The organism is Rhizobium sp. PAMB 3174, from assembly GCF_052908375.1.
Map to the genome: position 1 here is coordinate 326703 of NZ_CM128608.1, position 22149 is coordinate 348851.

At 62.4% G+C, this 22149-nt stretch carries 23 protein-coding genes and 1 tRNA gene; 9 read left to right on the forward strand and 15 right to left on the reverse strand.

Going from position 1 to position 22149, the window contains the following annotated elements:
* Positions 1-6 precede the first annotated feature (6 nt).
* Both lptM and argH read right to left on the reverse strand, forming a co-directional pair.
* On the reverse strand, positions 7-201 hold the full coding sequence (gene lptM / locus ACU5AY_RS01590) for an LPS translocon maturation chaperone LptM (RefSeq protein ID WP_446823087.1): 195 nt from the start codon (positions 199-201) through the stop codon (positions 7-9).
* A 98-nt stretch (positions 202-299) separates the two neighbouring features.
* Positions 300-1700, reverse strand: a complete 1401-nt coding sequence (argH, locus tag ACU5AY_RS01595; protein WP_446823088.1) for an argininosuccinate lyase — start codon at positions 1698-1700, stop codon at positions 300-302.
* Positions 1701-1736: 36 nt separating this feature from the next.
* On the opposite strand from argH, the gene tlpA reads away from it, so the two are divergent.
* Positions 1737-2405, forward strand: coding sequence for a thiol:disulfide interchange protein TlpA (gene tlpA, locus ACU5AY_RS01600; protein WP_446827726.1), 669 nt, complete (start codon positions 1737-1739; stop codon positions 2403-2405).
* Between the two features lie 37 nt (positions 2406-2442).
* Complete coding sequence (locus ACU5AY_RS01605; RefSeq protein ID WP_446827727.1) at positions 2443-3063, forward strand: glutathione S-transferase family protein; 621 nt, start codon at positions 2443-2445, stop codon at positions 3061-3063.
* Between the two features lie 18 nt (positions 3064-3081).
* Here ACU5AY_RS01605 and ACU5AY_RS01610 read toward each other — a convergent pair whose 3' ends face one another.
* The 8 genes from ACU5AY_RS01610 to ACU5AY_RS01645 all read right to left on the reverse strand — a co-directional run bounded on the left by ACU5AY_RS01610 (position 3082) and on the right by ACU5AY_RS01645 (position 10164).
* Positions 3082-4674, reverse strand: coding sequence for an EAL domain-containing protein (locus tag ACU5AY_RS01610; protein ID WP_446827728.1), 1593 nt, complete (start codon positions 4672-4674; stop codon positions 3082-3084).
* A 95-nt stretch (positions 4675-4769) separates the two neighbouring features.
* Positions 4770-5651 (reverse strand): 3-hydroxybutyryl-CoA dehydrogenase, encoded by an 882-nt coding sequence (locus ACU5AY_RS01615; RefSeq protein WP_446827729.1) that lies wholly within the window; start codon positions 5649-5651, stop codon positions 4770-4772.
* Positions 5652-5780: 129 nt separating this feature from the next.
* On the reverse strand, positions 5781-6710 hold the full coding sequence (locus ACU5AY_RS01620; RefSeq protein ID WP_446827730.1) for an electron transfer flavoprotein subunit alpha/FixB family protein: 930 nt from the start codon (positions 6708-6710) through the stop codon (positions 5781-5783).
* A 24-nt stretch (positions 6711-6734) separates the two neighbouring features.
* Positions 6735-7484 carry an electron transfer flavoprotein subunit beta/FixA family protein gene (locus ACU5AY_RS01625; protein ID WP_446827731.1) on the reverse strand — a complete coding sequence of 250 codons (750 nt, stop codon included), beginning with the start codon at positions 7482-7484 and terminating at the stop codon, positions 6735-6737.
* A gap of 167 nt (positions 7485-7651) precedes the next feature.
* Positions 7652-8440 carry a rhomboid family intramembrane serine protease gene (locus ACU5AY_RS01630; RefSeq protein ID WP_446827732.1) on the reverse strand — a complete coding sequence of 263 codons (789 nt, stop codon included), beginning with the start codon at positions 8438-8440 and terminating at the stop codon, positions 7652-7654.
* A gap of 36 nt (positions 8441-8476) precedes the next feature.
* Positions 8477-9055, reverse strand: a complete 579-nt coding sequence (locus tag ACU5AY_RS01635) for a cob(I)yrinic acid a,c-diamide adenosyltransferase (RefSeq protein WP_446827733.1) — start codon at positions 9053-9055, stop codon at positions 8477-8479.
* A gap of 40 nt (positions 9056-9095) precedes the next feature.
* Complete coding sequence (locus ACU5AY_RS01640) at positions 9096-9296, reverse strand: twin transmembrane helix small protein (protein ID WP_446823097.1); 201 nt, start codon at positions 9294-9296, stop codon at positions 9096-9098.
* Positions 9297-9315: 19 nt separating this feature from the next.
* The gene (locus ACU5AY_RS01645) at positions 9316-10164 is read right to left on the reverse strand and encodes an SDR family oxidoreductase (RefSeq protein ID WP_446827734.1); all 849 of its coding nucleotides are present in this window, start codon (positions 10162-10164) and stop codon (positions 9316-9318) included.
* A gap of 81 nt (positions 10165-10245) precedes the next feature.
* Here ACU5AY_RS01645 and ACU5AY_RS01650 point away from each other — a divergent pair, with 81 nt between their 5' ends.
* Positions 10246-11154 carry a YihY/virulence factor BrkB family protein gene (locus tag ACU5AY_RS01650; protein WP_446827735.1) on the forward strand — a complete coding sequence of 303 codons (909 nt, stop codon included), beginning with the start codon at positions 10246-10248 and terminating at the stop codon, positions 11152-11154.
* On the opposite strand, the gene gluQRS is transcribed toward ACU5AY_RS01650, so the two are convergent.
* Complete coding sequence (gene gluQRS, locus ACU5AY_RS01655) at positions 11119-11997, reverse strand: tRNA glutamyl-Q(34) synthetase GluQRS (RefSeq protein ID WP_446827736.1); 879 nt, start codon at positions 11995-11997, stop codon at positions 11119-11121. The two genes, ACU5AY_RS01650 and gluQRS, sit on opposite strands and share 36 nt — an antisense overlap.
* 51 nt (positions 11998-12048) lie before the next feature.
* On the opposite strand from gluQRS, the gene ACU5AY_RS01660 reads away from it, so the two are divergent.
* A complete protein-coding gene (locus tag ACU5AY_RS01660; protein ID WP_446827737.1) occupies positions 12049-12696 on the forward strand; it encodes a DNA-3-methyladenine glycosylase family protein in 648 nt (215 codons plus the stop codon).
* 129 nt (positions 12697-12825) lie between these two features.
* The gene (locus ACU5AY_RS01665) at positions 12826-13383 is read left to right on the forward strand and encodes an HNH endonuclease (RefSeq protein WP_446823102.1); all 558 of its coding nucleotides are present in this window, start codon (positions 12826-12828) and stop codon (positions 13381-13383) included.
* A gap of 21 nt (positions 13384-13404) precedes the next feature.
* Here ACU5AY_RS01665 and ACU5AY_RS01670 read toward each other — a convergent pair whose 3' ends face one another.
* Both ACU5AY_RS01670 and ACU5AY_RS01675 read right to left on the reverse strand, forming a co-directional pair.
* Entirely contained in the window at positions 13405-13908 is a 504-nt protein-coding gene (locus ACU5AY_RS01670) for a disulfide bond formation protein B (RefSeq protein ID WP_446823103.1), read from the reverse strand.
* Positions 13909-13924: 16 nt separating this feature from the next.
* Complete coding sequence (locus tag ACU5AY_RS01675; protein ID WP_446827738.1) at positions 13925-14506, reverse strand: YqaA family protein; 582 nt, start codon at positions 14504-14506, stop codon at positions 13925-13927.
* Between the two features lie 188 nt (positions 14507-14694).
* Between ACU5AY_RS01675 and ACU5AY_RS01680 the strand changes: the two genes are divergently transcribed.
* Both ACU5AY_RS01680 and ACU5AY_RS01685 read left to right on the forward strand, forming a co-directional pair.
* Positions 14695-14779: transfer RNA gene (locus ACU5AY_RS01680), tRNA-Leu, on the forward strand.
* Positions 14780-14984: 205 nt separating this feature from the next.
* Positions 14985-16631 carry an AMP-binding protein gene (locus ACU5AY_RS01685; protein WP_446827739.1) on the forward strand — a complete coding sequence of 549 codons (1647 nt, stop codon included), beginning with the start codon at positions 14985-14987 and terminating at the stop codon, positions 16629-16631.
* An 18-nt stretch (positions 16632-16649) separates the two neighbouring features.
* Here the strand turns inward: ACU5AY_RS01685 and ACU5AY_RS01690 are convergent, their stop codons facing one another.
* Positions 16650-17939 carry a GNAT family N-acetyltransferase gene (locus ACU5AY_RS01690; protein WP_446827740.1) on the reverse strand — a complete coding sequence of 430 codons (1290 nt, stop codon included), beginning with the start codon at positions 17937-17939 and terminating at the stop codon, positions 16650-16652.
* Positions 17939-19354 carry a lipopolysaccharide biosynthesis protein gene (locus tag ACU5AY_RS01695; RefSeq protein WP_446827741.1) on the reverse strand — a complete coding sequence of 472 codons (1416 nt, stop codon included), beginning with the start codon at positions 19352-19354 and terminating at the stop codon, positions 17939-17941. Before ACU5AY_RS01695 ends, ACU5AY_RS01690 begins: the two co-directional genes overlap by 1 nt.
* 151 nt (positions 19355-19505) lie before the next feature.
* On the opposite strand from ACU5AY_RS01695, the gene ACU5AY_RS01700 reads away from it, so the two are divergent.
* Both ACU5AY_RS01700 and ACU5AY_RS01705 read left to right on the forward strand, forming a co-directional pair.
* Positions 19506-20516, forward strand: a complete 1011-nt coding sequence (locus tag ACU5AY_RS01700; protein WP_446827742.1) for a ligase-associated DNA damage response exonuclease — start codon at positions 19506-19508, stop codon at positions 20514-20516.
* Positions 20516-22144 (forward strand): cisplatin damage response ATP-dependent DNA ligase, encoded by a 1629-nt coding sequence (locus tag ACU5AY_RS01705; protein ID WP_446827743.1) that lies wholly within the window; start codon positions 20516-20518, stop codon positions 22142-22144. Before ACU5AY_RS01700 ends, ACU5AY_RS01705 begins: the two co-directional genes overlap by 1 nt.
* Positions 22145-22149: the final 5 nt, after the last annotated feature.

Consider the following 22149-nt stretch of genomic DNA (forward strand, 5'->3'; position numbering starts at 1 on the left):
TACCTGTCAGAGAAGGGGGTCGAGAATGAACGGCTTGTCCTGCACCTCAACCTTGCTGGTGTCGACGGCCTTCGTGTTCTGTTTTTCGATCGGCGTGCTTGGCGGATCGAGATCGCCCTTGCGGCCGCATCCTGAAAGGGCCAGGCCTGCAAGCGCCAGTACGGCGGCGGAAAGGGTGATGCTTCGGATCGCTTTTTGCATTTGGGTTCTTGCCGGAAGTTTATCGTGAAGCCGTCATAGCGAAAATCGGGACGCTTGTGCACCCCGATTCTCGTGATCGGACAGATCAAGCGTACTGATCAGTTCCGCGAGCGCCAATAGGCGATCTGCTTGCGGACTTCCGATGGCGCCGTGCCGCCGAAGCTGGTGCGGCTGGCGACGGAAGCCTCGACGGTCAGCACGTCGAAAACCTTGTCGGTGATCGCCGGGTTGATCGACTGCAGGTCGGCAAGGCTGAGGGCGGCGAGATCGCAACCCTTGCCTTCGGCCATGGCGACCGCGCGACCCGTCACGTGATGGGCTTCGCGGAACGGCAGGCCGGCTTCGCGGACCAGCCAGTCGGCGAGATCGGTGGCAGTCGAATAGCCCGAGCCGGCAGCGGCCTTCATGCGGTCCTTGTTGATGGTGACGTCGCGGACCATGCCGGTCATGGCGGCGAGCGCCAGCTCGATGCTCTCGGCGGCGTCGAAGACCTGTTCCTTGTCCTCCTGCATGTCCTTGGAATAGGCGAGCGGCAGGCCCTTCATCACCGTCAGGAGCGCGATCAGCGAGCCGTTGATGCGGCCGGTCTTGGCGCGCACCAGTTCGGCGGCATCCGGGTTCTTCTTCTGCGGCATGATCGAGGAGCCGGTCGAAAAGGCGTCCGACAGGCGTACGAAGCCGAACTGCGGCGTCGACCAGATGACGATTTCTTCCGCGAGGCGGGAGAGATGCGTGGCGCAGATGGCGGCGACCGCGAGGAATTCGAGCGCGAAGTCACGATCGGACACGGTGTCGATCGAGTTGCGGGTCGGTTCGCGGAAGCCGAGCGCCTTGGCGGTCATGTGCCGGTCGATGGCAAAGCCGGTGCCGGCAAGGGCTGCCGCACCGAGCGGGTTTTCGTCGAGGTGATCGATGGCGTGGCGGACGCGCGAGCGGTCGCGGGCAAACATTTCCACATAGGCCATGCAGTGGTGGCCGAAGGTCACCGGCTGGGCCGTCTGCAGGTGGGTGAAGCCGGGCATGACGGTGTCGGCATGTTCTTCGGCACGGTCCAGGAAGGCGGCGATCAGGCCGGTCAGCGCCTTTTCCATGCGGCCGAGCTCTTCCTTGACCCAGAGGCGGAAGTCGACGGCGACCTGGTCGTTGCGCGAGCGGGCGGTGTGCAGCCTACCGGCGGCGGGGCCGATCAGCGTTGCAAGCCGCGCTTCGACGTTCATGTGAATGTCTTCAAGTTTGCGTGAGAACTCGAAATTGCCGCTTTCAATCTCGCCGCGGATCGTGTTCAAACCGGCGACGATCTGATCGCGATCGGTTTCCGTGATGATGCCTTTGGAGGCAAGCATGGTGGCGTGCGCAATCGAGCCGGAAATGTCCTGGGCGAAGAGTTTCTTGTCGAAACCGATGGAGGCGTTGATTTCCTCCATGATCGCATCCGGTCCGGAAGCGAAACGCCCGCCCCACATCTGGTTGGAGGATTTGCTGTCCGTCGAGTCCGCCATGAAGTGCCTGCCTTGGAGAGTGGTCTGGAGTACGAAATGACAGAAAAGAAAAGCTTCCGCCTGCCTTCCGTCAAACTGATTGCCATTGCCGCCGTCGCGGGGATGGTGGCTGGCGCGGCTGCGGTATACGTGAAGCACGCCGCCTCTGGCAAGAGCATGGCCGAGGTGGCAGGGCTTTCGGACAATTGCAAGGTCGACCAGGACAAGATCGGCAAGCTTACCAAGTTCACTGTCGGCGAGGTCGCGGCGATGAACGCCGTCAGCGAGCCGCGTGTGCTTCCGGCGCTTTCCTTCAAGGATGCCGACGGCAAGCCGCACACGCTGGAAAGCTTCAAAGGCAAGACGGTGCTGCTCAACATGTGGGCGACATGGTGCGTGCCCTGCCGTGAGGAAATGCCGGCGCTGGACGCGCTTGAGCGCGAACTCGGCAACGACAAGTTCCAGGTCGTCGCCGTCAACATCGACACGGGCGACGACACGAAGCCCAAAGGCTTCTACAAGGATTACAACATCCGGTCGCTGGCGCTCTACCACGACAGCACGATGGGTGTCTTCAACACGATGAAGAAGGAAGGGCTTGCCTTCGGACTTCCCGCAACCATGTTGATTGGCGAGGACGGCTGCCTGCTCGGCGCCATGAACGGGCCGGCCGTCTGGGATAGCCCGGATGCGAAGGCTTTGATCGGCGCGGCAATCGGAAGCTGATTTCGGGCAAGAAAACAGAGATCACGGAGAACGTCTTATGTTGAAAATTTGGGGTCGCACCAATTCGACCAACGTCAAGAAAGTTCTCTGGATCGCCGAAGAACTCGGCCTTTCCTATGAACGGATCGATGCCGGTGGTGCCTTCGGTGTCGTGAACGACCCGGCCTACCGCGCCATGAACCCAAACGGGCTTGTTCCGGTGATCGAGGACGACGGTCTCATCCTTTGGGAATCGAACACCATCGTGCGCTATCTCTCTGCGAAATATGGGGCCGACGGTTTCGGGCCGACGGACCTCGCCGGCAAGGCTAGCGCAGAAAAATGGATGGACTGGACGCCGGCGACCCTCGGCGGCGGCTTTCGTGACGTCTTCTGGAACATGGTGCGCACCGAACCCGGCAAGCGCGACATGGCCGCCGTCGAGCGCGGCATAGCAACCGTGGCCAAGGGGCTGGCAATCGCCAATGCTGCGCTGGAGAAGCAGCCCTATCTCTCGGGAGACGTCTGCGGTCTGGGTGACATTCCGCTTGGCGTGATCGCCTATGGTTGGTTTGAAATGGATATCGAACGCCCGTCAATGCCCGCGCTGGAAGCCTGGTACGATCGGCTCAAGGAGCGTCCGGCCTATCGGAAGGCCGTCATGATCCCGCTGACCTGAGTCCGGAATCGGCGAGGATCAGGCCGCTGCCTTGCGAAGGCCCCTGGTCTTCTTTGCCGGCGGGCCCTGTTCGGGGGCGCGTGTCAGAAGGGACTTGAGTTGCGCGGCCGGTACCGGCCGGTGGAAATGATAGCCCTGACCCTCGGTAATGCCCAGGCGGGCGAGAATAGTGGCCTGCTCGGCCGTTTCGATGCCTTCGGCGACGACCGTCATGCCGAATTCCCTGGCAATCGACGCCATCATCTCGATGAGCACCAGGGACTTCTTGTTCACCGTCAGACTGTCTACGAAGTATTTGTCGATCTTCAGATACTGTGCGCCGAGGCCGTGAATGGAGCTCAGGCCGTTGTGCCCGGTGCCAACGTCGTCGATCGCGATCCTGACGCCAAAGGCAGAGAGCTCCTCGGCAACCCGGCGCGCGGCCTCCTTGTCTCCGAGCGACTGGCGTTCTGTTATTTCCACGACCATCGAGGCCGGTGGCAGACCGTTGCGGTGGAATTGCTCGAGCAGGTTGGAGGCGAATCCGGCCTTCAGGAACTGTGTGGGCGTCACGTTGAAGCTCATCTTCAGGCGCGGGTCAGCACGCAGGTGCTCGCCAATATCCTCGCCTGCGGTCTTCAGAAGGCTGTGGGTGATCGTCTCGATCTGGCCGGTCTCTTCGGCGAAGGGGATGAACTTGTCGGGCGGGATGAGGGTGCCATCGCTGCGAATCCAGCGCGCGAGAGCTTCAAAACCCATGACTTCCCCGGTCGAGATGCTGACAATCGGCTGATAGTAGGGCCGGATCTGACCGGAGCGGATGGCGGCGTCGATATCGTCTGCCATTCCCTTGCCGCGCACGATGCCGCGGGTGACGAAGAAGGAGAGAATGGAGATCACCAGTCCCACACCGATCAGGGCGGCCGGGTGAATCTGCTGCTGCCAGCCAAGCAGGAACTGCCGGTCGACCTCGATTTCCGCCCTTATCGGGAAACGGCCCGAGGTTGCCGTGTAGACTTCCGCGTTCGTTGTCCGCCATTCGAAGTCGCCACTGGAGATATAGCGCGCGAAGACGGTCCCGTCGGAAAGAAGCAGGCGGATGTTTGCCCGCGACCGCAGGTCGGGCGGGAGGATGTCGTAGAGCGTTCCCGGGTTGATGATCTCGATGATGTCGTGTGTTTCGCTGAGTTGCCAGCGGATGCCGAGGCCTTGCCAGGCGGAGGCGTTGAGGAGGAAAAGACTGAAGAAGTGATTGGCGGCGGGCACCTTGGGCGCCAATTTGATCGCTGTGTCCAGCCCGTCGGTTGCGCCGTTCAGCCCCCAGCAGGTGAGCTGACCTTCGCGGATACGAACTTCCTTCAGGTTGCTCGTTTCGAAGATGACCCTCCGCACGAGCTTGCGGCTCTTTTCCGAACATGAGCTGCCGTCGACATCCAGCAAGCGGCCCATTGAGGCGATGGCATAGTCTACGGAGAGCGTAGCGCGGCTGACGGTGGTTTCGGCAATATTGCTGAGGGTTCTGCGGTTCGCGCTTTCGACCAGCTTCACCTTGGCAATCCATGCGGCTGCGCACATCGTGGTGCACAGCAGGACGAATGTCATCCAGAACCTCAGTCGATAGCTGTAACGCATACGTTCCCCCGATGCATGCCGGAGGGTATCGCAGGGACGTTAACGGTCGCTGAACGCGGTTGTCGCTGGGCTTTCGCCGCTTGCGGTCGTGAGCCCTAGCGGGTCGGAACCGGCTTTTCGCCGCGATAATCGTAGAAGCCGCGACCGGACTTGCGGCCGAGCCAGCCGGCTTCGACATACTTCACCAGCAGCGGGCAGGGACGATACTTGCTGTCGGCGAGCCCGTCATGCAGCACCTGCATGATCGACAGGCAGGTGTCGAGGCCGATGAAATCGGCAAGCTGCAGCGGACCCATCGGATGATTGGCGCCAAGCTTCATGGCCGTGTCGATCGCCTCGACGCTGCCGACGCCCTCGTAGAGCGTGTAGATCGCCTCGTTGATCATCGGCAGCAGGATGCGGTTGACGATGAAGGCGGGGAAGTCCTCGGCAACGGTTGTGGTCTTGTCGAGCGTGTCCACGAAGCTCTTGGCGGCGCGGAAGGTGGTATCGTCGGTGGCGATGCCGCGCACCAGTTCGACGAGCTTCATGACCGGCACCGGGTTCATGAAATGGATGCCCATGAAGCGTTCCGGGCGATCGGTCGCCGACGCCAGCCGGGTAATCGACAGCGAGGAGGTGTTGGTCGCCAGGATGGCCTCCGGCTTCAGCACGGGGCAGATCTGGGCGTAGATCTTGCGCTTGACGGTTTCGTCTTCGGTTGCCGCCTCGATGGCCAGATCGACCTGGGCCATGTCCTGGATGTCGGAGGAGCCGGTGATGCGCTCGAGCGTCGCCTTGCGCTCGGTCTCGTCGAGCTTGGCGCTCGAGACGAGGCGGGCGAGGTTGCCGTTGATGGTGGCAAGGCCGGCTTCGATGCGGTCCTGGTTCAGATCGTACACATGGACCTTGTAGCCGGCAGCCGCGGCGACCTGAGCGATACCGCAGCCCATCTGGCCCGCACCGACTACGCCGACGGTCTTGATCTGCATGTCCATTGCCTCTCTCCCTTGCGCCATTTCAGGCTCGTTGTATGAAAAAGCCGGGCGGTCTTAAAAAACCGCCCGGCAGATTGATAGTCCGGACCTTCGGATTTTTCCAGTCCTTTCGCAAGTGCGAAAGAAAGGTCAAAGTGCCTTTTCGAGTTCCGGCAGGGCTTCGAAGAGGTCAGCGACGAGGCCGTAGTCGGCGACCTGGAAGATCGGCGCTTCCTCGTCCTTGTTGATCGCGACGATGACCTTCGAGTCCTTCATGCCGGCCAGATGCTGGATCGCGCCGGAGATGCCGCAGGCGATGTAGAGCTCGGGTGCGACCACCTTGCCGGTCTGGCCGACCTGCCAGTCGTTCGGTGCATAGCCGGCATCGACGGCAGCGCGCGAGGCGCCAACGGCGGCACCGAGCTTGTCGGCGACCGGCAGGATGACTTCCTTGAACTTTTCCGAGGAGCCGAGTGCGCGGCCGCCCGAGATGATGATCTTGGCGGACGTCAGTTCCGGACGGTCGGAGGCCGACAGTGCGTCCGAGACGAAGCTCGACAGGCCGGGGTTGGCCGAAGCGGGTGCTGCTTCGACGGAGGCGGAGCCGCCGGCTGCCGCTGCCTGGAAGGAGGCGGCGCGGACCGTGATCACCTTCTTTGCGTCCTTCGACTGGACGGTCTGGATGGCGTTGCCGGCATAGATCGGGCGCTTGAACGTGTCGGCGGAGACGACGTCGGTGATTTCCGAAATCTGCATGACGTCGAGGAGCGCTGCGACGCGCGGCATGACGTTCTTGCCGACCGACGTGGCGGCCGCCATGATGACGTCATAAGAACCGGAAAGCGAGACGATCAGGGCTGCGAGCGGCTCGGCGAGGTTGTTGGCATAGTCGCCGGCGTCCGCTGTCAGGACCTTGGAGACGCCCGAAAGCTTGGCGGCTTCTGCCGCTGCGGCTGCAACATTTGCGCCCGCGACGAGCACATGGACGTCGCCGCCGATCTGCGTGGCTGCGGTCAAAGCCTTGGCGGTCTGGTCGGAAACGGCGCCGTCGTGATGATCTGCCAGAAGAAGAATGACCATATTACTAAACTCCCTTTCCGTCCCTTAAAGCACGCCGGCTTCGTTCTTGAGCTTGTCAACGAGTTCGGCCACGGAGCCGACCTTGACACCAGCCTTGCGGCCTCCGGGCTCTTCGGTCTTCAGGACCGTCAGCCGCGGAGCGACGTCAATGCCGAAATCGGCGGGCGTCTTCTTGTCGAGCGGCTTCTTCTTTGCCTTCATGATGTTCGGCAGCGAAGCGTAGCGTGGTTCGTTGAGGCGCAGGTCCGTCGTGACGATGGCGGGAAGCTTGATCTCGATGGTCTGCAGACCTCCGTCGACTTCGCGGGTGACCTTGGCGGAACCGTCGCCGAGTTCGACCTTGGAGGCAAACGTGCCCTGCGCCCAGCCGAGGAGGGCCGCCAGCATCTGGCCGGTCTGGTTCGAGTCGTCGTCGATCGCCTGCTTGCCGACGATGACGAGGCCGGGGTTTTCCGCCTCGACGACGCCCTTCAGGAGCTTGGCGACGGCGAGCGGCTCGACGGCTTCGTCGGTCTCGATCAGGATGGCACGGTCGGCGCCCATGGCGAGGCCGGTGCGCAGCGTTTCCTCGGCCTTGGCCGGGCCGATCGATACGACGACGACTTCTTCAGCCTTGCCGGCTTCCTTGAGACGCAGCGCCTCTTCGACGGAAATTTCGTCGAACGGATTCATCGACATCTTGACGTTGGCGAGCTCGACGCCCGTACCGTCCGGCTTGACACGGATCTTCACGTTGTAGTCAACAACGCGCTTGACTGGGACCAGGATCTTCATCGAATTCCTTCCTTCACTTTCGGTGGGGAGAAAATGCGCTATTGCGCGTACGCCCAATTGTCGATTGGCGACATGGATAAGCGTTTTTTCCCCAATTTCAACGCGTTTCTGCGAATTATCCTATGGGTAGCGTGCATATATTACGCTTACGTACACGTCAATAATGTTCATTGGCGGCCCCAACGAATTGTCTTCGGCCGCGGGGCTTCTGCCGCGATCCGCGCACTGCTCTCAGCCGCCTCGATATGGGTGACGGCTTTCGGCGTCTGCATGGTCCGGTCGAACAGCGGAACGCCCGGTCGGCGCATGATGACGACGAGTCCGGCGCCGGCGAGGATGCCGCCCGCATGCGCGCCCCAGGAGACGTTGCTTTCGTTGTCGATCAGCAGCATCAGGAACTGGTAGCCGATCCAGAGCGCGAGCGGGACGAGGGCCGGCAGGGGAATGGGAATGCGCATGAACACAAGGATCCAGACACGGACCTTGGGGTGCAGGATCATGTAGGCGGCGACCACGCCGGCGATCGCGCCGGAAGCGCCGACGAGCGGCCCCTCGGAATGTGGGGCGGTCAGGCCATGGACGAAGGCGCCGGCGGCGGCGCACAGCAGATAGAAGATCAGGAAGCGCACATGGCCGAGCGCGTCTTCGACATTGTCTCCGAACACCCAGAGAAAGACCATGTTGGACGCCAGATGCCAGAAATTGCCATGCAGGAAGGCATAGGTGACGTAGGTGGCGTAGTCCGGCGCGATCGCCAGGCTCGGATCGAGGATCCCATAGCCGAAGGCGACGGCGGGGATATAACCAAGGCCGATCAGGAGTTCGTTCTGGAAGGCTTCCGTCGACAGGAAGCCGCTGACGAGCCAGACGGCAACATTGCTGACGATCAGGGAGATCGTCACATATTGCGCCTGGATATGCTTGAGGGCATTCGCATCGTAGAGCGGTATGAACATGCGCCTGCCTCCCTATGGCCGCAAGGGCCAGACGATCTATCTGTTCTTGCCCGGAACCCAGAGAATGTCGGCCTTGCCGCCGTCATTGGCATAGCGCGCCGCGACGAACAGGAAATCCGACAGCCGGTTGATGTATTTCAGCGCCGGCGCGCCGACAATTTCGCCCTCGCATTTGGCCAGCGCAACCATGTGCCGTTCCGCGCGGCGGGCGATGGTGCGGGCAAGGTGCAGATTGGCGGCAGCCGGCGATCCGCCGGGTAGAACGAAGGACTGCAGCGGATCGAGCGAGGCATTGAGCTCATCGATCTCCGCCTCCAGCCGATCCACTTGGGCGTCGATCACGCGCAGCGGCTCGAAGGCCGGCGGCTCGTTGGTCTCGGGCGTCGAAAGATCGGCGCCGAGATCGAAGAGATCATTCTGGATGCGCATCAGCATTGCGTCCAATTCCGCAATGTCGCCTGTGTGCAGGCGCGCCATGCCGATCGCCGAATTCGTCTCGTCGACCGTCCCGTAGGCTTCCACCCGCAGGTCGTGCTTCAGTCTCCGCGGACCGGAGACCAGTCCCGTCGTGCCGTCGTCGCCGGTCTTCGTGTAGATCTTGTTGAGCTTGACCATGCTATTTCCGTATTTCCAGTTCCGGGGCTTTCCCTTGTCGTCAGCTGCGTCCGCCGCCCGTCAGCCACAGCGTCAGCATGATCAGGGCGATGGCGATGGCCTGCAGCAGGATGCGCATCTGCATCAGCCGGTTCGAGAGACTCGGATTGTTGCCCTTCAACATGTTGTAGAGGCCGCGGATGAGGACCAGGACCACCAGCGCCATGACGGCAAGGGCCAGGATGTAGGTGAAGTTTGACATGCGTTTCCTCCCGTGCCGGTCAGCCGAAGCGCCGAATGATCTTGTAGAATAGTGCTGCCGGCAGAATCTTCTTCAGGATGATCCCCTGTTTGGCAGGAGTCGTCACCGGATAATGTGGGCGGGGCGTGCGGGCGGTCAAGGCATGGCGGAGCACGGCGTAGACGGCCTCCGGGCCAAGCTTGTGCCGGTTCGGCGGCCCTTCACCCGAAAGACGGGCGAGCTGGCGGCGATATTCGTCGCGGTGCACGGAATTTTCCATGTCGATCGTTTCGCGCAGCTTGACGAGAGCATTATCGACGAAGCGTGAGGCGATCGGGCCCGGCTCGATCAGGCTGACGTGGATGCCGCTGCCGGCGAGTTCCATGGCAAGCGTGATGCTGAGCCCTTCCAGCGCGAATTTCGAGGCGTTGTAGGCACCGCGCCAGCGATAGGGGACGATGCCGAGAATGGACGAGCACTGGACGATGCGGCCGTGGCCCTGGCGGCGCATGAATGGAATGACGCGGCGCGTCAACTCGTGCCAGCCGATCACGTTCGTCTCCAGCTGCCGGCGCAATGCATCGCTCGGCAGATCTTCGACCGCGCCGACCTGTCCGTAGGCGCCATTGTTGAAGAGGGCATCGATCCGGCCGCCGGTTTCCTGCGTAACCCTCTCTACGAGGGCGGCAATCGAAGCGTGATCGGTGTAATCCATGATTGCGGTCTCGATGCCGTCCACCTCGAGGCCTGAACGGTCTTCCTCGCGCCGCACGGTGGCAAAAACCCGCCATCCGTCGGCTTTCAGTGCCCGCGCGCAAAACGCACCGATGCCGGAAGAGCAGCCGGTGACAATGATGACTGGAGAGGACACGCTATGGGCGGTATTCATTCATCGATTCCTGTACAAGTGCCAAAGCTTTCCCATATTCAGGAAGACGATACAATCACCGGAGGCATCGACAGCGGGCGAATGATTTCGAAAATCAAGGTGTTATATCGGGTCACGGTGGATGCGGTCTTCCACTTCATTGACGATGACGGTTTCGCAATGGCAAGTCACGTCGCGCTGTCGACGCTGCTCGCGGTCTTCCCCTTTCTGATTTTCGGCACGACGCTGGCGAGCTTCCTCGGCGCCAATCGCTTTTCCGAGACGGCCGTGCATCTCATATTCGACACCTGGCCGGCGGCGATCGCGGAGCCGATCTCCAAGCAGGTGACGGAGGTGCTGACCGAGCAGCGCAGCGGGCTCTTGACCGTTTCGGTGCTGGCGGCCGCCTATTTCTCGTCGAACGGCGTCGAGGCGCTGCGGGTGTCGCTGAACCGCGCCTACCGCGTCAGCGAGAACCGCCACTGGTACACGACCCGTCTCCTCAGTCTCGGCTACATCCTGCTGGCCGTCATCGTGCTGGCAATCGCCAGTACGCTGCTGCTGGCGGTGCCGATCGCGCTGCAATTTGCCGAGACCCAGTTTCCCTGGCTTTCCGGTCCGCTGACGGCGGTTTCGAACTGGCGCATCTACACGACGCTCGTCGTCCTGCTGCTCGGGCTGATCTGCGTGCATTACTGGCTTCCGGCCGGCCGCAGGAAGATCGTCGACATCATTCCCGGCATCCTTCTGACGATGCTGCTGTGGGCCGGCGGCGGCCTGCTTTTCGCGCTCTATCTCTCGACCTTCGCCAATTATACCGCGACCTATGCGGGCCTCGCCTCGGTGATGGTGGTTCTGATCTTCCTCAACATCGTCAGCGTCATCTTTATCATCGGCGCCGAGTTCAACGCTGCCCTTATGAAATTCGAGGTTTTGAGCAAATATGGCGGGCGGGGATACAAGGAGCGCGCCGCCCTAAAGGCCGACGAGGCGTCGGATGCCGGCGGGTGACTGACCTGCGGCGCGGAGCGCCGACAAGGCGGTGTCGCCCTGGCTCTTCGACAGCTTCCTGCCGTCGTCATCCGTGATCAGCCGATGGTGATGATAGACCGGTTGCGGCAGCGCGAGCAGATGCTGCAACAGCCGGTGAACGGACGTGGCGTGAAAGAGATCGAGCCCCCGCACAACATGGGTGACCCCCTGCAGCGCATCGTCGAGGACGACCGAGAGGTGGTAGCTGGATGGGGCATCCGAGCGTGAAAGCACGACGTCGCCCCAAGCGGCCGGTTCTGCCGTCATGACTCCGCGGGCGCCGTCGCCGGTCTCAAGCCAGGTCAATGGAGCGTCGATCGAGGCGAGGGCCTTTTCCATGTCGAGCCGCCAAGCGTGCTTCATACAGGAGGCGAGAAGCCGGGCTCTTTCCTCTATTGGTCGTTTTCTGTCGGTGTCCGGGTAAAGCGGCGCGCCGTCCGGATCGCGGGGCCAGGCCACGCCCTCACTTTCCGCCTTCGCGACTTCCGCCTTGACCTCGCCGCGGGTCATGAACGCCGGATAGGCGAGGCCACGGTCTATCAGGGACTGAAGTGCCTGCCGGTACTCGTCGAAATGTTCGGATTGCCGGCGCGGCGGTTTTTCGTAGGGAAAGCCGAACCAGGCGAGATCGTCGAGCATCGCGGCTTCGAGAGCCGGCGTGCAGCGGGCAAGGTCGATGTCCTCGATCCTGAGCAGCAGCCTGCCGCCGGCCGCTTGCGCCATGTCGCGGTTGATCAGGGCGGACAGCGCGTGTCCGAGATGAAGCGCGCCGTTGGGGCTCGGCGCGAAGCGGAAAACGGGTTGCCGGTCGTCGGTCTGCATGATTTCTTCTGCCACGACTGTTTCGGCCGCACCAAGGGAAAAGCACCGCGCATGCACATCATTCGCTCGGACGAGGATATCCGGCAAGGACTCAACGCCCTCCTGCAGGCCGATCCGCGTCTCGAGCCGGTGATCGGTGCCTGCGGTGGCATGGTGCCGCTCAGGCTGCAGCCGTCGGGCTATGCCGGCATCGCCCACATCGTCGTCTCGCAGATGGTGTCACGGGCGAGTGCCAACGCCATCTGGGGCCGGATGGTCCTGGCGCTCGGAGAGGTTTCCGCCGAGGCCTACCTTGCCGCCGATCCGACGGTCGTTGCGGGCTTCGGCCTGTCGCGGGCCAAGGAAACGACCCTGAGGCGGATTGCCGCAGCGGTGGCGGAAGGGGACCTCGATCTCGATGCGGTGCCGCAAATGGCGGCCGGCGAGGCCATGGCGCGGCTGACTTCGGTCAAGGGCATCGGGCCCTGGACGGCGGAGATCTACCTGATGTTCTGCGGCGGCCATCCGGACATCTTTCCGGTCGGCGACGTTGCCTTGCGGGCGGCCGCGGGAGACCTGTTCTTCAACGGCGAGCGGCCGGACGAGAAGGCGACGAGGTCGGTCGCGGCGGCATGGGCGCCATGGCGCTCGGTCGCCGCCCGGCTGCTCTGGGCCGACTATGCGCGGCGCCGGCAGAGGGAGGCGCTTCCCGTTACGTGACCCCGATCGGCAACAGTATTCGGGAGGTTCTGCGGAAAGCATTGGCCGATTGTTATTTAGGCTTCACATAGCTGTAATAACACGCCTAATATCGTTCTTGCGAATGCCGAATCGATCAGGAGTGCTCACTTGACGATTGCAGTGTCACCACAGGCTTTGCCGGCTCTAGTGCTGAATGCCGACTACAGGCCACTGAGTTATTATCCCTTGTCGCTATGGTCCTGGCAGGACGCGATCAAGGCTGTGTTCCTAGACCGCGTGAACATCGTCGCCGAGTACGAACACTCCGTTTCCTCGCCGAGCTTCTCGATGAGATTGCCGAGTGTGGTCTGCCTCAAGACCTACGTCCAGCCGTCCCGCAACCCCGCGTTTACCCGCTTCAACGTCTTCCTGCGCGACCGCTTCCAGTGCCAGTATTGCGGGACGCACGAAGACCTGACCTTCGACCACGTCATCCCCCGCTCGCATGGCGGCGAGACGACGTGGGAAAACGTCGTGGCGGCATGTTCTCCCTGCAATCTCAGGAAGGGCAACAAGATGCCGAAGCAGGCGGGCATGATCCCGATCCAGAAGCCCTACAGGCCCTCGGTCGCCGACCTGCACAACAACGGCCGGCTGTTTCCGCCGAACTACCTGCATGAAAGCTGGATGGACTATCTCTACTGGGATTCCGAACTGCAGCCGTAAGCCTGGTTTCGCCAGTGCTCGTCAGGCGGTCTTGCGGAATCCGATGAACGCGATGGCGGCGAGCACCAGGCTGGTGATGACGTTCATGTTCGCCATCGACAGTCCGAAGATGCGAAGTGCTGCGACCGTGCAGGACGGGCCATGTTCCGAGCCGATCTGGGTCAAGAGGTCCGAGGCGCTGCCGGTGACGCTTGCTCCACCCGCCGAGCAGCTTGCCGGTCCTTCCCAGAAACCCCATTCGACGCCGGAATGATAGACGCCGAGGCCGGCGCCGACGATCATCATGATCGCAAGCAGCAGCAGAAGACCGCGCGTCACCGATGCCGGCAACTTGAACACGGCGGAGAGAACGGCCAGCACGCCGAGCGGTATGCCGAGATAGTATGGCTGGCGCTGGATCAGGCAGAGATGGCAGGGAATGTAGCCGCCGATATGCTCGAAGGCGAGCGCCGAACCGATGACGGCGACCATTCCGGCGGTCAGCAGGGCAGCGGAGGATTTCAGGGTCAGCTTGTCGGCTATCATCGTTTCGATCGTCCGTTCAGAATACAAATTTTACCAGATAGAAACCGCCGAACAACAGTACGACGAAAACCGTGAAGAGGATGCCGAGATACTTCTCGATGAACAGCCGGATCGGCTCACCGAAGCGGCTGAGCAGCCAGGCGACGAGGAAGAAGCGTGCGGCCCGGCCGATGATGCTGACGACGGTGAAGACCACGAAATTGAGACCCGTGGCGCCGGAGAAGATCGTCAGCACCTTGTAGGGGAACGGTGTGACGGCGGCAAACAGCACGCCCCAGCCGCCCCAGGTGTTGTACCACTCGGCGATCTGCTCAAAGGAGTTCTCCTTGCCGTAGAAGGCGAGGATCGGCTTGCCGATGCTTTCGAACAGGAACATGCCGATCGCATAGCCCAAGAAGGCGCCCAGCACCGAACCGAGCGTGCAGATGACGGCCAGCCTTATCCAGCGCTGCGGCCTGGCAATCGTCAGCGGGATCAGCAGGACATCCGGCGGTATGGGAAAGACGGAGCTTTCGACGAAGGAGACGCCGAAAAGTGCCTTTTCCGCATGCTTCGTCGCAGACAGCGACATGGTCCAGTCGTAGAGGCGTCTCAGCATGGCCGTCCTTCTTGAAATATCGATGACCTTTTAGGGGGAGGCGTGATGCCTGTAAATCAGCCTTTTCCGCAGCCTTACGCTTTTCTCAAAAACTTTTCGTGAGCGGTAAATTTGCAAAAATCACGGTTGACCCGGCCCTCGGCGTTCGTATAGTCCCGCTGACTTCCGCTTCGACCACGAAGCCGGATGCCCCATTGGCGGAATTGGTAGACGCGCTCGACTCAAAATCGAGTTCCGCAAGGAGTGCTGGTTCGACCCCGGCATGGGGCACCACAGTTTTCTCTTCACGCTGCCGCAGCTTTTGGCTGCTTCGCTCCAGAGCGGGCGCCGGACGACCGGCGACGGCCACCTGGCCTTGCGAACCCTACGGGTTCGAAGTTTGCCCGTTAGAGCACGCCACCCTTTCCCGGTCCCGCTTTTTTCTTGTTCATCGTTGCGGCGAAATGCTATTGCGGTGCAGCATTCTGGAACGCTGCCGATGAAACTGCCGCCCCGCAACAGCTATGATGACCTGATCCGTGATTTCGTCTGGGATATCCCGGCGGACTTCAATATGGGGCGGGCGATCAGCGACGCCTGGGCCGTCCGGGAGCCGGACCGGGTCTGTCTCCAGCATTTTTCGGCGGACGGCCATCATCTGTCGATGACCTACGGTGAACTCTCCGAGCAGTCCAACCGCTTTGCCAATGCCTTGCGCGGTCTCGGCGTTGTGCCGGGCGACCGGGTCGCGCTGCTCCTGCCGCAGAGCTTCGAGACGGTGGTCGCCCATGCGGCGATCTACAAGCTCGGCGCCATCGCGTTGCCGCTGGCGCTGCTCTTCGGCGCCGAAGCGCTGGAATACCGGCTGGCCTTTGCCGGCGCATCGGTCGTGGTTACCAACCATTTCGGCCATTCGCGGCTGAAGGCGATCCGCGATCGGCTGCCCGAGCTTAAGGACATCATCCTGACAGGCGATACGGCTGGTGAGGGCGCGCATGGCTTCGGCGCGCTGATTGCTTCGCAGCCGGCCGACTTCGAGGGCCCTGAAACGGGGCCGGACGATCCGGCGCTGATGATTTTCACCTCCGGCACGACCGGCGCGCCGAAGGGTGCGCTGCACGGGCACCGGGTTCTGGCCGGGCACATTCCCGGCATCCAGTTCGCCCACCATTTTCTGCCGCAGCCGGGCGACCGGATGTGGACGCCGTCGGACTGGGCCTGGGCGGGCGGCCTGCTCAATGCGCTGATGCCGTGCCTGATGCTCGGCGTTCCCGTCGTCTCTTCGCCGGCGCAGAAGTTCGATCCGGACACCGCCTATCGCATCATGGCTGAGATGAAGGTGCGCAATGCGTTCATTCCGCCGACCGCGCTCCGGCTCTTGAAATCCGTGGAGGCGCCGCTCCAAACCTACGATCTTCAGTTGCGCACGATCGGCTCGGCCGGCGAGAGCCTCGGGCGCGAGACCTATGAGTGGGCAAAGCGCGTGCTCGGCATCACGGTCAACGAATTCTACGGCCAGACCGAATGCAATTTCGTGATTTCCTCGGCGGCGGAACTCGGGGTGACGCGGGCCGGGCCTATCGGCCGGCCGGTGCCGGGTCATGAGGTTGCGATAATTGACGACGACGGGCGCGAGCTGCCGGCCGGCACGACCGGGCAGATTGCGGTGAAGCGGCCCGATCCGGTGATGTTCCTCGGCTACTGGAATGACGCGAAGGCGACGCGGGAGAAATTCATCGGCGACTGGATGCTGACCGGCGATCAGGGGCGAATGGATCGCGACGGCTACATCGAATTCTTCGGGCGCAACGACGATGTCATCACCTCGTCCGGCTACCGCATCGGGCCAAGCGAGATCGAGGACTGCCTGAGCGGGCACCCGGCCGTGCGTCTGTCTGCCGTCGTCGGCAAGCCGGACGCGGTGCGCACGGAAATCGTGAAGGCTTATGTGGTGTTGAGGGATGGCTTCGTGCCGGATGAAGCGCTTGCCGCTGAGCTCAGCGACTGGGTGAAGCAGCGGCTGTCCATGCATGAATATCCGCGCGAAGTGACTTTCGTCGACGACCTGCCGATGACGACCACCGGCAAGATCATCCGCCGGCTGCTGCGCGATCAGGCGATGGTGGAAGGCGAGGCGGCGGAATAGCCGCCGCGCAGTTGCCTGCTATTCGGAGCCGCGGCCGCGTCGTGCCATCGACAGCAGCTTGTTGCGGATCATCCGGGCCACATTGCGGGTGCTCGCATACATGTGCAGCTGATTGGCGGCCTGGCGCAGATCGCGGTCGGCGTTCGGCCTGAGGCCGATCAGCAGCGTTCCCATCTCCTCGCGCTCCAGCCACATCCGGCTCATGATCGGATGGTCCGGCACCGCGCAGGAATCGGTGCGCTCGATGTTGGCGTCGTCGAGATGCCACTCGGTCAGCCGCATGACGAGGAGCTTGCCCGGTGAGAAGCGTGCGAGGCTCTCGTCATAGGCCGTCTTCCAGGTGTAGGCCTCGCCGGACATGATGAAGACGATCATCGAGGCGATCGCCTTGCCATCGAGGTCGAGCGTGTGAATACGGACGGCGTCGATCTCGGCGAGATTGGTGATCGCCTCGCGGAAGAAGGCGGCGCCAAAGCGGTCGTTGGCCATGGCCGTGCGCTTCCGGCCCTTCCAGCCACCGGCCTCCAGAGCCAGGAATTCTTCCATGCGCAACCGCACGTCCTGCCGCTGACGGGCGACATTGTAGGTGAGGTCGCCCATCTCCTCCAGCTTGCGCCACTGCCGGCGCATCTCGCGCAGGTGTGCTGCGCTGACGGAGCCCTGCAGATAGGTCTGGCCATCCTCGTAGCTCTGCAGCATCGGGCGCAGCGACTTTTCCGTTGCCAGCACGGGCAGGTTCCGGCCGATCGCGATCGCCTTGAACAGGCTTGCGATCGGGCCGTTCAGCCGCAGATCGGGCAGGACCAGCACGCTCGGCAGGCCGGCGATCGGCGAGGAGAATGCCTCCAGCACGTTGTCGACATTCTCGGCGGCATCTTCGGCATCGACCAGCGGCGTGCCCAGCGGGCCGAAGTGATTGGCCCAGGCGCGCATGATCGAGGGCCCAAGGGAAAATCCGGGCTTCTCGATCGAATAGGGCATCAGGAAGCGCAGACGGCTGCGGCGCTCGTCGTTGTCGCGCATGACGGCGAGGCGAATGACCTTGTCCTCCAGCCGTGGCATGGCCGGGACGAGGAAGCGGGCGGAGAAGAAGATATTCGGTTCTGCCGACCGGTTCGACAGGAAGTCGAGTTCGCTCTGCAGGTCGTAGCCGACGGAAGCGGGGTAGAGGCACAGCTCGCGACCCGGGCGGCCGACGGCGAGGCTGATGTCGGCTGCAGGAAGCGGTTCCACGTCGGCCTTTCTAGCCGTGGCCGGATAGACGAGATCGACGGGAGGCTGGTTCGTAGGGTTCTGGGTCGTAGGCATTATGGGGCCTCCGGTTTGGGCTTGTCGGCCAACGGATCGGCGAAGACGAATAGACTGATGCCGAGCGCGTGGCGCACGGCTAAATGGAGCAAGACAGTTTCGACAAGAATGGCGCCGGTGGTGGCGACTGCGGCGCCAGTCAATCCCCAAAGCGGAATCAGTGTCATATTGAGAGCGATATTGACGACCAGTGCGCCGATATAGACCACGACGCAAGCCCTCTGGCGACCGGACATGGTCAGAAGGGATTCTGCCGGGCCGATCATGGATTTGAAAAGCGGGCCGAAGAACAGGATCACCATCAGCATGTAGCCTGCCGTGAAGACCTGCCCGAAGAGCGAGAGGATCAGCTTTCCGACCATCAGCACGAAAATGCCGATGGCGAGCGACGGCCAGAAGGTCCAGCGCGCGGTCTCATTGGCGAAGCGTGCAAGGCCGGCGAGATCGTTGCGGGCAAACAGTGTCGAGAAGCGCGGGCCGGCAGCAGCCTTGACCGAGAAGAAGACGAACTGAACCAGCGCCATGGTCTTCGCGGCGGCGAAGTAGACCGCAACCTCGTTGGGCGGCAGGTAGATGCCGACGATGACGACGTCGGAATTGGTCAGCAGGAAGGAAAAGCCTTCGATGAAAAAGATCGGCAGGGCGACCTTGATCCATTGGCCGAAATGGATGCTGTGGTCGCCTTTGAGGAAGCGCCTGCCGAGACGGATGGTGACCACGACGAATTGCCCGACGGTCGTCACATAAGCGGCCGCTAGGGCGGCGACCATGGCCGTGACCGCCGTGCTCGGCTGGCCGAGCTTCACGGCAACGGCCATGAAAAGAATGATCAGCGTCGGGCGGATGACGAAGGTCGGGCTCAGCGCATTGACGGGCCAGCGGTTGGCGCGCGCCGTGCCGTCCAGCACATCGCCGAGCGCGATCATGGGCAGCGCGAACAGTCCGAGGAACACGGGAGCAAGGTAGTAGGGCGGCAGCGAGTTTCCGAAGACATGCAGGAAGGCCAGTCCGGCGCCGAGCAAGAGGCTTGAAGCCACCAGTGCAAAGACGCGGGCCGTAAAGGCCACGCCGCGCACTTTCGCATTGTCTCCCGCCGCCTCGTATTCCGGCAGGAAACGGATGATCGCCGTGTTGAAACCAAGACAGGAGAAATCGCCGAAGGTGATCACCAGAACCCAGACGTAGACGAAAACGCCGTATTCGAACTCGCCCATCATGCGGGCGAGAATGATCTGGGATATGAAGGCGATGCCGGCGCTGACGACGCGGATTACGAAAGCGATCAACGCCATGCGCTGGGCGTGTGCGAGTTCATCTGTTCCGGTCAGCATGGCGGCAAGCTTCGCCGTGTGCGGTGCAATACGTGCACGCAAACGGGGAGGCAGCACTTTTTCGGCTGTTTCAATGACCGCCATGATCAAAACGCAATACCTGTGATCAAATGCAGAGGAACTTGTATTGTTGTATCGCCAACAGGGTTAAGAAAGGGTGAGGACGGAGCCTCAAGCGTCTCGCGGTGCCGTGCTGACTGTTGGTTTTCGGCGGCTTGAAACCTATCTTGTTCTGATGAAACCAGAGGCACTTCTTCATCCGCAACCGGCCGGTCTCTACTGCCCCGACGGCGACTTCTATATCGATCCGGTGCGACCGGTCGCGCGGGCGCTGATCACCCATGGTCATTCTGATCATGCGCGCGCCGGTCACCAGTCCGTCCTGGCGACCCGCCAGACGCTCGATATCATGCGGATCCGCTATGGTGATGGCTTTGCCGGGAGCGAGCAGTCGGCGGAACTTGGCGAGACGATCGAAATCGGCGGCGTGGCCGTCTCGTTCCATCCCGCCGGACATGTGCTGGGGTCGGCGCAGATCGCGGTCGAGCGTGGCGGAACGCGGATCGTCGTTTCCGGCGACTACAAGCGCTCCCACGATCCAACCTGCCGGCCATTCGAGCCGGTGGCCTGCGACGTGTTCGTGACCGAGGCGACGTTTGCGCTGCCGGTCTTTCACCATCCTGATCCGGTGGAAGAAATCGGCAAGCTTCTGAAATCGTTGCACACCTTCCCGGATAGCACGCATCTCGTCGGGGCCTATGCGCTCGGCAAGGCGCAGCGGGTGATCGCGCTCATACGCGAGGCCGGCTACGAGCCGCCGATCTATATCCACGGCGCGCTGCAGAAGCTCTGCGACTATTATGCCGGCGAGGGAATTGATCTCGGCGAACTGCGGCCGGCGACCGTGGAGGGGACGGACAAGCAGGCGTTTCGCGGCGCAATCGTCGTCGGACCGCCGGCGTCGTTTTCCGACCGCTGGGCGCGGCGGTTTTCCGATCCCATCGGCGCGTTCGCGTCCGGCTGGATGATGGTGCGTCAACGCGCCAAGCAGCGCGGCGTCGAATTGCCTCTGGTGATCTCCGATCATTGCGACTGGCCAGAGTTGACCGCGACCATTGCCGAGCTGAAGCCCGGCGAAGTCTGGGTAACCCACGGACGGGAGGAGGCGCTGGTGCGTTGGTGTGCGTTGCAGGGCATTCGCGCTCGGCCGCTGCATCTCGTCGGCTACGAGGACGAGGGCGACTGATGAAGGCCTTTTCCGCCCTTCTCGACCGGCTTTTGCTGACGCCGCAGCGCAATGCCAAGCTTGCGCTTCTGGTCGACTATTTCCGTTCGACTCCGGATCCTGATCGCGGCTACGCGCTCGCCGCACTCACCGGTACGCTCGACATTCACGCCGTCAAGCCGGCCCTCCTCAAGGAACTGATCCTCGAACGGATGGATGAAGAGTTATTCCGCTATTCCTACGACTATGTCGGGGATTTGGCCGAGACCATTTCGCTCGCCTGGGAGAGCGGTGGTGAGGCGTTAAACCCCGATCAGAAGGCTCCGTCACTCTCTTCGGTCGTCGAGGAGATGAACAGTCTCGGGCGGACTGAGGTGCGGGCGCATGTCAGGGGGCTTCTGGACAGACTCGACCCATCGGGGCGCTATGCCTTCATCAAGCTCACCACCGGCGGGTTGCGCATCGGCGTTTCCGCGCGGCTCGCCAAGCAGGCCTTGGCGACATTCGGGGCGGTGGAGGTGAGCGAGATCGAAACCCTCTGGCACGGGCTGTATCCGCCGTATGTCGACCTCTTCGCATGGTTGGAGGGGGAGGCGCCGAAGCCGGAGCTGGCGACGCCGGCGATCTTCCACTCGGTTATGCTCGCCAATCCCGTTGGCGAAGGCGATCTGGAAAAGCTCGATCCGGAAGACTACGCCGCCGAATGGAAATGGGATGGTATTCGCGTTCAGCTCTCAAGCGCAGGCAGCCGCCGAAAACTCTATTCGCGCAGTGGCGACGACATCTCCGATGCCTTTCCCGATATCCTCGAGGCCGTTGACTTCGAAGGCGTGATCGATGGAGAGCTCCTGATCGGCGGCACGGCCAGAACCAACCGGCCGACGCGAACCTTTTCCGACCTGCAGCAGCGCCTGAACCGCAAGACGGTAAGCGCCCGGATGACAACGGAATATCCGGCCTTCATTCGCGCCTATGATCTGCTGTTTTCCGGTGAGACGGACATAAGAGAGACGGCGTTTGCCGAACGGCGATCACGACTTGCCGATCTGATCGAGCGGGCGCAGCCGGAGCGTTTCGACCTATCGCCGCTGGTCGATTTCTCGACATGGGGAGAGCTGGATCGCCTGCGCTCCGACCCGCCGGATCCGGTGATCGAGGGCGTCATGCTGAAGCGGTTCGACAGTTCCTACGCGGCCGGACGGGCAAAGGGACCGTGGTTCAAATGGAAGCGCGATCCGTACAATGTGGACGCGGTGCTGATGTATGCCCAGCGCGGCCACGGCAAGCGCTCGAGCTACTATTCCGACTTCACCTTCGGCGTCTGGACGGATGATCCGGGCGTCGGCGAACTGGTTCCGGTCGGCAAGGCTTATTTCGGCTTCACCGATGCCGAACTCGAAGTGCTCGATCGGTTCGTCCGCAACAATACGGTCGATCGCTTCGGCCCGGTGCGGGCGGTTCGCGCGGAGCCGGACTTCGGCTTCGTCGTGGAGGTTGCGTTCGAAGGTATTGCGCGGTCGAAGCGGCACAAGTCGGGGGTCGCGATGCGCTTCCCCCGCATATCACGGCTTAGGACGGACAAGCTGCCGGCAGAGGCAGATCGGCTGGAAACACTGATGGCGATGATTGAGGAAATCTCAAACGACTAACGGCG